Origin of the sequence: Achromobacter spanius (genome assembly GCF_039673305.1) — a bacterium.
In the GTDB taxonomy this organism is placed as follows: domain Bacteria; phylum Pseudomonadota; class Gammaproteobacteria; order Burkholderiales; family Burkholderiaceae_B; genus Achromobacter; species Achromobacter spanius_F.
In genome coordinates this window covers 1-8,520 of the sequence record NZ_JBDJLJ010000101.1, presented here as the reverse complement: position 1 = coordinate 8,520, position 8,520 = coordinate 1, and the positions used below count along the sequence as shown (strand labels likewise).

Below are 8,520 nucleotides of genomic sequence, written 5' to 3'. Positions count from 1 at the left end.
CTCCGGACCGCAATCGTGGGCGCTCGCAGCCACGGCGCCCGCGACGACGGGCGACCTACGAAGCGTCTTCGCATGCAAACAGCCTCCAGCCTTCATGCAAAAAGGCCTGCAAAGCTGCCAGCCCCGCAGGCCCTCCATTCAAGCAACGTCGCAATCAAACAATCGTCAACGTCACGTCGATATTGCCGCGCGTCGCGTTCGAATACGGGCAGACGATGTGCGCCGCCGCCACCAGCTTTTCAGCTTCCGCCCGGTCCAGGCCCGGCAGCGAGATCTTCAGTTCGACTTCGATGCCAAAGCCCGTCGGGATCGCGCCGATGCCGACCGTGCCGTTCACCGACACATCCGCGGGAATCGCGATCTTGTCGCGGTTGGCGACGAACTTCATGGCGCCCAGGAAGCAGGCCGAATAACCCACCGCGAACAATTGTTCGGGATTGGTGCCGGCGGCGCCCGCGCCGCCCAGTTCGCGCGGCGTGGTCAGCTTGACGTCCAGGTTGCCGTCGTCGCTGACGCCTCGGCCTTCACGGCCTCCGGTTGCGGTGGCGCTGGCGCGGTAGAGGACTTTTTCGATAGACATGGTGCGTTTCCTTTTAGATGAAAAGTTGGACTGCCTTGCCTGGCGGGACCCTTCCCGCCTCGGCCTTCAACGATGAACTGCTGACTTGCCTTACCACTTGAATAGTACACAACTATATAGTGCGCTATTTATTAGACCGGACAATGCCAGGCATTGCCCGGCAACCTCAAAGACTTTCGACCAGCTTCTCGCGCAGCGCGTGCAGCGTCTTCATCATGCCCTGCGCCTCGTCCAGCGTGCACTGCGCGGCCGCGGCGATCGAATGGGGCACGGCTTGCGCCTTTTCCCGCAGATCGCGGCCCTGCCGGGTCAAGGCCACAATCACCTGGCGCTCGTCGTCCACCGCGCGCTTGCGGGTCACCAGGCCGGCGGCCTCCAGGCGCTTGAGCAGCGGCGTCAGCGTCGCGGAATCCAGGAACAGGCGGTCGCCGATATCCGTCACCGTAATCTCGTCGCCTTCCCACAGCACCAGCATCACCAGGTACTGCGGATAGGTCAGGTCCAGCCCGCGCAGCAGCTTGCGATAGACCTTGTTCATCGCCAGGGAGGTCGAATACAAGGCAAAGCAGAGCTGGCTGTCCAGCAGCAGCGGGTTGAATGCGCCTTTGGTCTTGGTTCTGGATTTCATGGCGCTATATTAAATAGCGCGCGATTTATCGTCAAGCCTTTTTTCCGGCGCCACGGCTCGCGGATCAGGCGGCCTGCTCTCCTTGCGCGGCGCCCCGGTCCGAGCCGTAATGTTTCAGCCCGTCCAGATCCAGCACCCGGACCGCGCCGTACTCGACCTTCAGCAGCCCCGCCTCTTCAAGCTTGCGCAGCGCCTGGTTGGCGCGCTGGCGGGACACCCGGGCCAGATAGCCGACTTCTTCCTGCGTAATGGTCAGGCGCATGCCCATGCCGGGATACAGCAAAGGGTTGAAGAGCTCGGCCAGGCAGCGGGCCACGCGCGCATCGGGATCCAGCAGACGGTCGTACTCCGCCTTGCCGATGAACTGCGCCACGCGCTCGTTCAATTGGTGCAGCAGGTAGCGGTTGAACGGAATACTGGTATCCAGCAACCAGTCGAACGTCGCGCCCGGCAGCCGCGCCACCACTGAATCGCGCAGGGCCACGATGTCGTACTTGCGGATTTCGCGCTTGAGCAGCGATCCCTCGCCGATCCATCCGCCCGCCGGCACGCCGGTCAGCGATGCCACCTTGCCTTCGGAGTTGCCGACCGAAACCTTGACCAATCCCGCCAGCACGCCAATCCAAGCCTGTGCGAGTTCACCTTTGCGCTCTATGATCGACCCGGCAACCACCTGCTGCACGGAGAGGTCTCGCTCAACGCGCGATTGCTGTTCCGCGTTGAGCACGCGAAACCAGGCCGCGGCGAGTTGCAGGGAGTCGGATAGCTGCATCGGGAATACCCTAAAAGGTCCTTGAATGTCGCGATGGTGACAGTTGGTAGCAACCCAACCTTATACCTTAACTCCTGCCGTAAATCTAAAACCAACTGGTCAAGCACCTCATCGCCATTGCCGCTTTCCGCGGCCTCCTGGCGCGATGCGCCCAAACCGGAGGAGACAACGTGGCACATTCATCGCCCGCATCTGCACAGATGCCGGCGGCGCCGGACACCTTTCCGGCGCTGCTGCTCGCGCATGCCAACGTTCGCGGGTCGCGGCCCGCGATACGAGAGAAAGATCTGGGGATCTGGCAAACCCTTACGTGGTCCGACGTCGTGGAACACGTCCGTCACGTCGCGCACGGACTCGCGTCGCTTGGCATCCAGCCGGGCATGCACGTCGCCGTCATCGGCGAAAACCGTCCCCGCCTGTACATGGCCATGATGGCCGCGCAGTCGCTGGGCGCCATCCCCGTGCCGCTCTACCAGGACGCCGTGGCGCAGGAAATGGTCTACGTGCTGCAGGACGCGGAGATCAGCGTGGCCGTCGTCGAAGACCAGGAGCAGGTCGACAAGATGCTCGAGGTCCGCGAGCAATGTCCCGCCCTCAAGCACGTCGTGTTCGACGACCCGCGCGGCCTGCGCCACTACGCCGACGCCATGCTGCTGTCGTATGAACAGCTTGAAGAGCGCGGCCGCGAGTATGCCGCCCGCCATCCGGACTTCTTCGACCGCGCCGTGGCCGCCGTGCAGCCGCACGACGCCGCCGCCATGTTCTATACGTCGGGCACGACCGGCAAGCCCAAGGGCGTGGTGCTGACGCACCATGCGCTGATCGACCGCGCTCGCGCGGTCTCCGACATGGAAAAGCTGACCGACCAGGAAGACGTGCTGGCCTACCTGCCGCCCGCCTGGATCGGCCAGAACATGTTCTCGTATACGCAGCTGCTGGTCACCGGCTTCACGGTGAACCATCCGGAATCGCCCGACACCGTGTCGATCGACATGCGGGACATCGGCCCCACCTATTACTTCGCGCCGCCGCGCGTGCTGGAAGGCCTGCTGACCCACGTAATGATCCGCATGGAAGACGCGGGCTTTCTCAAGCGCAAGCTGTTCGGCGCTTGCATGAAGCTTGCGCGCCGGGTGGGCACCCGGATCCTGGACGGCGAATCCGTGAACGCCTGGGACCGCCTGCGCTACGCGCTGGGCAACGTACTGATCTACGGCCCGCTGCGCAACGCGCTGGGCATGAGCCGCGTGCGCGTGGCCTACACGGCGGGCGAGGCCATCGGCCCCGACCTGTTCGTCTTCTACCGCTCCATCGGCATCAATCTGAAGCAGCTGTACGGTTCCACCGAGACCTCGGTCTTCGTGTGCGTGCAGCCCGACGGACAGGTGCGCGACGACACGGTCGGGCCGCCCGTCGCCGGCGTCGAGATCCGCGTGGCCGACAACGGCGAGATCCTGGTGAAGAGCCCGGGCCTCTTCAAGGAGTACTACCGCAATCCGGACGCCACGGCCGAGGCGCGCAGCGCCGACGGCTGGTTCCACACGGGCGACGCGGGCTATCTCGACACCGACGGCCAGCTCAAGATCATCGACCGCGCCAAGGACGTGGGCAAGCTGGCCAACGGCAGCCTGTTCGCGCCCAAGTACATCGAGAACAAGCTCAAGTTCTTCCAGCACATCAAGGAAGCGGTGGCCTTCGGCGCCGGCCGCGAAGACGTTTGCGCGTTCATCAACATCGACCTGGAGGCCGTGGGCAACTGGGCAGAACGCCGCGGCCTTGCCTATGCCGGCTACACCGACCTGGCGGGCAAGGACGAGGTCTACCAGCTGATCGCGGAATGCGTGGAACAGGTCAACGCGGACCTTGCCACCGATCCCAAGCTGTCGGCTTCGCAGATCGGCCGCTTCCTGATCCTGCACAAGGAACTGGATCCCGACGACGACGAACTGACCCGCACGCGCAAGGTGCGCCGCGCCTTCATCGCGCAGAAGTATGGCGTGCTGATCGACGCGCTCTTCGGCGGCAAGCAGTCGCAATTCATCGAGACCGAAGTGAAATTCGAAGACGGGCGCAGCGGCAAGATCTCGGCGGACCTGAAGATCCGCCCGGTCAAGACGTTTCCCGCCATAACCGCCCGAGCCGCGTAGAGACCATGAGCAACATTGATCGCGACCAGCGCATCGGCGATGTCATGCTGGACATGCAGAACATCTCCCTGTCCTTCGGCGGCGTCAAGGCGCTGACGGACATCTCCTTCAACGTGCGCGAACACGAGATCCGCGCCATCATCGGTCCCAACGGCGCGGGCAAGAGCTCGATGCTCAACGTCATCAACGGAGTCTACACGCCGCAGCAAGGAGGGATCGCCTTCCGCGGAGAACGGTTTTCCAGGATGAACCCGCGGCGCGCCGCCGAAATGGGCATCGCACGCACGTTCCAGAACCTCGCGCTGTTCAAGGGCATGAGCGTCCTGGACAACATCATGACCGGCCGCAACCTGCGCATGAAAAGCGGCCTGCTGGCGCAGGCGTTCCGCCTGGGGCCGGCGGAACGCGAAGAGATCCAGCACCGGGAGTTCGTCGAGAACATCGTCGACTTCCTCGAGATCCAGGCTTATCGCAAGACGCCGGTCGGGCGGCTGCCCTACGGCCTGCAAAAGCGCGTCGACCTTGGCCGCGCGCTGGCGATGGAGCCGCGCCTGCTGCTGCTGGACGAACCCATGGCGGGCATGAACATCGAGGAAAAGCAGGACATGAGCCGCTTCATCCTGGATGTGAACGACGAGTTCGGCACGACCATCGTGCTGATCGAACACGACATGGGCGTGGTCATGGATATCTCCGATCGCGTGGTGGTGCTGGACTACGGCAAGAAGATCGGTGACGGCAAGCCGGACGAGGTTCGTGCCAACGAAGACGTGATCCGGGCTTATCTCGGCGTGTCGCACTAAGGCGGACAGACATGGGATTTTTTCTAGAAACCCTTTTTGGCGGCTTGATGAGCGGCATGCTGTATGCCCTGATCGGCCTGGGCTTTGTGCTGATTTTCAAGGCGTCCGGCGTCTTCAACTTCGCGCAGGGCGCGATGGTGCTGGTGGCCGCCCTGTCCATGGCCCGCTTCTCCGAATGGCTGCCGCGCTGGCTGGGCTTCGACAACATGATCCTGGCCAATGTGCTGGCCTTCATCGTCAGCGCGGCCGTGATGTTCCTGCTGGCGGTGGCGATCGAGCGCTTCGTGCTGCGCCACCTGGTCAACCAGGAAGCCACGACCTTGCTGATGGCCACGCTGGGCATCAGCTACTTCCTGGATGGCCTGGGCCAGATCACGTTCGGCAGCTCGGTGTATTCCATCAACGTGGGCATGCCCAAGGATCCGCTGATGATCCTGGACTCCGTCTTCGAGGGCGGGCTGCTCATCAACCTTGAAGACCTGACCGCCGCCGTCATCGCGGCGCTGCTGGTGGCGGCGCTGGCCCTCTTCTTCCAGTACACCTCGACCGGCCGCGCGTTGCGCGCGGTGGCCGACGACCACCAGGCCGCGCAGTCGATCGGCATTCCGCTGAACCGCATCTGGGTGATCGTCTGGAGCGTGGCGGGGCTGGTGGCGCTGGTGGCCGGGATCATCTGGGGATCCAAGTTCGGCGTGCAGTTCACGCTGTCCACCGCGGCGCTGCGCGCGCTGCCGGTCGTGATCCTGGGCGGCCTGACATCGGTGCCGGGCGCCATCCTGGGCGGGCTGATCATCGGCGTGGGGGAAAAGCTGTCCGAGGTCTACCTGGGGTCGCTCGTGGGAGGCGGCATCGAAATCTGGTTCGCCTATGTGCTGGCGCTGGTGTTCCTGCTGTTCCGTCCGCAAGGGCTGTTCGGCGAGAAGATCATCGACCGCGTCTGAGCCGCGGGCCCACCAAGGATAAAAAATGTTCTATCGCGAAAACGGCCAATTCAAGACCAGCTATCGCGCTGACCAGCAGATCTTCCCGATCCGCCAGGATCGCGTCTTCATCTGGCTGCTGCTGGCGGTGGCGTTCATCGCCATCCCCGCGCTCGCCAGCGACTACCTGCTGCGCGCCATCCTGATCCCGTTCCTGATCCTGGCGCTGGCCGCCGTGGGCCTGAACATCCTGGTCGGCTATTGCGGCCAGATCTCGCTGGGCACCGGCGCGTTCATGGCCGTCGGGGCCTACGCCGCCTGGAACTTCGGCGTGCGCTTTCCCGGCATGCCGCTGGTCGTCCAGATCCTGTTGGGTGGCTGCTTCGCCACCATCGTGGGCGTGATCTTCGGCATACCCAGCCTGCGCATCCGCGGCCTGTACCTGGCGGTGGCGACGCTGGCCGCGCAGTTCTTCGTGGACTGGGCATTCCTGCGCATCCCCTTCTTCACCAACTACTCGTCGTCCGGCAGCGTGTCGGTGCCGCCGCTGACCGCGTTCGGCCTGCCGGTGCAAAGCGCCATGGAGAAGTACCTGTTCGTGCTGATCCTGGTGGTGGTCTTCAGCCTGCTGGCCAAGAACCTGGTGCGAGGCGCCATCGGCCGCCAGTGGATGGCGATCCGCGACATGGACGTGGCCGCCTCCGTCATCGGCATCCGCCCCATGTACGCCAAGCTCACGGCGTTCGCGGTCAGCTCGTTCATCGTCGGCGTGGCCGGGGCCTTGTGGGGCTACATCCACCTGGGGTCGTGGGAACCGTTGGCGTTCGACCTCGGCCGGTCCTTCCAGTTGCTGTTCATGGTGATCATCGGCGGCTTGGGCTCGATCATCGGCAGCTTCTTCGGCGCGGCCTTCATCGTGCTGGTGCCGGTGGCGCTGTCAAACATTCCCCACATGCTGGGCCTGCCGTTGTCGGTCGACACCGCGGCCCACATCGAACACATGGTGTTCGGCGCGCTGATCGTGTTCTTCCTGATCGCCGAGCCGCACGGCCTGGCAAGGCTGTGGAGCATCGGCAAGGAGAAGCTGAGGATCTGGCCGTTCCCCCACTGACCGTATTTCGTTTTGATTTCCGCGGATCCCTCGCGGCACGACCGCCCCGGATCCCCGCCCCGAATACCCGGCTCAAGACCGGGCCAATCCCGGTGTCCCAGGGTTAACCGACCCAAGCACCACGCAGGAGGTAAATGGAGATGAAGCGTCTTAACCTGAAGTTGGCGGCAGCCCTGATGGCCGCAGCCGGCGCCGCCGGCGCCGTGGCCACGCCGGCAATGGCGGCGGAAGAGCAGTTCGTTCCGTTGCTGGTGTATCGCACGGGTTCGTTCGCGCCGCTGGGCATTCCCTGGGCCGACGGCAAGCTGGATTACCTGAAGCTCGTCAACGAACGCGATGGCGGCGTCAACGGCGTCAAGATCACGTACGAAGAATGCGAGACCGCCTACGCCACCGACCGCGGCGTGGAGTGCTACGAGCGCCTGAAGAGCAAGGGCACCGGCGCGTCGGGCTTCGACACCCAGTCCACCGGCATCACCTTCGCGGTGAGCGACAAGGCCATGGTCGACAAGGTGCCCGTCGAAACGATGGGCTACGGCCTGTCGCAGTCGGTCGACGGCAGCGTGTTCGAATGGAACTTCCCGCTGCTGGGCACGTACTGGACCGCGGCCGACGTCATGATCCAGGACATCGCCAAGAAAGAAGGCGGCATGGACAAGCTCAAGGGCAAGAAGATCGCCCTGGTCTACCACGACTCGCCCTACGGCAAGGAGCCGATTCCGCTGCTGCAGAAGCGCGCGGCCAAGGAAGGCTTCGAGCTGGTGCTGTATCCCGTGACGGCGCCCGGCGTGGAACAGAAGTCGACCTGGCTGCAGATCCGCCAGGCCCGCCCGAACTACGTGCTGCTGTGGAGCGCGGGCATCATGACGCCCACCGCCATCCGCGAGGCGCAGGCCAGCGGCTATCCGCGCGACAAGATGTACGCCATCTGGTGGGCCGGCTCCGAAGGCGACGTGAAGGACCTGGGCGATGTCGCCAAGGGCTACAACGCCATCACCATCCACAACAGCGGTGCCGACACCGACAAGGTCTATGACGACCTCAAGAAGTTCGTCTACGACAAGGGCCAGGGTTCGGACAAGACCGGCAAGACCACGCTGGGCACCATCGCCCACACGCGCGGCATGATGATCTCGATGCTGCAGGTGGAAGCCATCCGCGCCGCGCAGGAGAAGTTCGGCAAGGGCAAGGCGCTGACGCCGGAGCAGGTGCGCTGGGGCTTCGAGAACCTGGACCTGACCCAGGAAAAGCTCGACAAGCTGGGCTTTGGCCAGATCATGCGTCCGGTCAAGACCTCGTGCGCCAACCACAAGGGCGACGATTGGGCCCGCATCGTGCAATGGGACGGCTCGAAGTTCAAGGTCGTTTCCGACTGGTACCAGGCCGACAAGGCGGTGCTGGACCCCATGGTGAAGGAGTCCGCGGCCAAGTACGCCAAGGAAAAGAACATCACGCCCCGCAAGTGCGAGAACTGATGTGAACCGGCGGCCGGCCCCCGCCGGCCGACCCCCACCCCCCCCCGGAGTTGCCATGACCGCAGCAACCCAATCCGAAATATA

Annotated in this window: 8 protein-coding genes; 5 read left to right on the top strand and 3 right to left on the bottom strand. The window is 64.2% G+C overall.

Features of this window, described 5'->3' with window-relative positions:
- Positions 1 to 154: 154 nt before the first annotated feature.
- From ABE485_RS30645 to ABE485_RS30635, 3 genes are all read right to left on the bottom strand, one after another.
- Positions 155 to 580, bottom strand: a complete 426-nt coding sequence (locus ABE485_RS30645; protein ID WP_346519018.1) for an organic hydroperoxide resistance protein — start codon at positions 578 to 580, stop codon at positions 155 to 157.
- Between the two features lie 166 nt (positions 581 to 746).
- Positions 747 to 1,208 (bottom strand): MarR family winged helix-turn-helix transcriptional regulator, encoded by a 462-nt coding sequence (locus tag ABE485_RS30640; protein WP_346519017.1) that lies wholly within the window; start codon positions 1,206 to 1,208, stop codon positions 747 to 749.
- Positions 1,209 to 1,272: 64 nt separating this feature from the next.
- Entirely contained in the window at positions 1,273 to 1,980 is a 708-nt protein-coding gene (locus tag ABE485_RS30635) for a Crp/Fnr family transcriptional regulator (protein WP_346519016.1), read from the bottom strand.
- A gap of 170 nt (positions 1,981 to 2,150) precedes the next feature.
- On the opposite strand from ABE485_RS30635, the gene ABE485_RS30630 reads away from it, so the two are divergent.
- From ABE485_RS30630 to ABE485_RS30610, 5 genes are all read left to right on the top strand, one after another.
- Positions 2,151 to 4,127: an AMP-dependent synthetase/ligase gene (locus tag ABE485_RS30630; RefSeq protein ID WP_346519015.1), complete on the top strand. Its 1,977-nt coding sequence runs from the start codon at positions 2,151 to 2,153 to the stop codon at positions 4,125 to 4,127.
- A gap of 5 nt (positions 4,128 to 4,132) precedes the next feature.
- Positions 4,133 to 4,930 carry an ABC transporter ATP-binding protein gene (locus tag ABE485_RS30625; RefSeq protein ID WP_346519014.1) on the top strand — a complete coding sequence of 266 codons (798 nt, stop codon included), beginning with the start codon at positions 4,133 to 4,135 and terminating at the stop codon, positions 4,928 to 4,930.
- 11 nt (positions 4,931 to 4,941) lie between these two features.
- On the top strand, positions 4,942 to 5,871 hold the full coding sequence (locus tag ABE485_RS30620) for a branched-chain amino acid ABC transporter permease (RefSeq protein WP_346519013.1): 930 nt from the start codon (positions 4,942 to 4,944) through the stop codon (positions 5,869 to 5,871).
- A 25-nt stretch (positions 5,872 to 5,896) separates the two neighbouring features.
- Positions 5,897 to 6,961: a branched-chain amino acid ABC transporter permease gene (locus tag ABE485_RS30615; RefSeq protein WP_346519012.1), complete on the top strand. Its 1,065-nt coding sequence runs from the start codon at positions 5,897 to 5,899 to the stop codon at positions 6,959 to 6,961.
- Between the two features lie 134 nt (positions 6,962 to 7,095).
- Positions 7,096 to 8,436, top strand: coding sequence for an ABC transporter substrate-binding protein (locus tag ABE485_RS30610; RefSeq protein ID WP_346519011.1), 1,341 nt, complete (start codon positions 7,096 to 7,098; stop codon positions 8,434 to 8,436).
- Positions 8,437 to 8,520: the final 84 nt, after the last annotated feature.

Bases quoted from the DNA above. Each gene is read 5' to 3' on its own strand.
- ABE485_RS30640 (WP_346519017.1), bottom strand. From the start codon at position 1,208: ATGAAATCCAGAACCAAGACCAAAGGCGCATTCAACCCGCTGCTGCTG.
- ABE485_RS30620 (WP_346519013.1), top strand. From the start codon at position 4,942: ATGGGATTTTTTCTAGAAACCCTTTTTGGCGGCTTGATGAGCGGCATG.
- ABE485_RS30625 (WP_346519014.1), top strand. From the start codon at position 4,133: ATGAGCAACATTGATCGCGACCAGCGCATCGGCGATGTCATGCTGGAC.
- ABE485_RS30645 (WP_346519018.1), bottom strand. From the start codon at position 580: ATGTCTATCGAAAAAGTCCTCTACCGCGCCAGCGCCACCGCAACCGGA.
- ABE485_RS30610 (WP_346519011.1), top strand. From the start codon at position 7,096: ATGGAGATGAAGCGTCTTAACCTGAAGTTGGCGGCAGCCCTGATGGCC.
- ABE485_RS30635 (WP_346519016.1), bottom strand. From the start codon at position 1,980: ATGCAGCTATCCGACTCCCTGCAACTCGCCGCGGCCTGGTTTCGCGTG.
- ABE485_RS30615 (WP_346519012.1), top strand. From the start codon at position 5,897: ATGTTCTATCGCGAAAACGGCCAATTCAAGACCAGCTATCGCGCTGAC.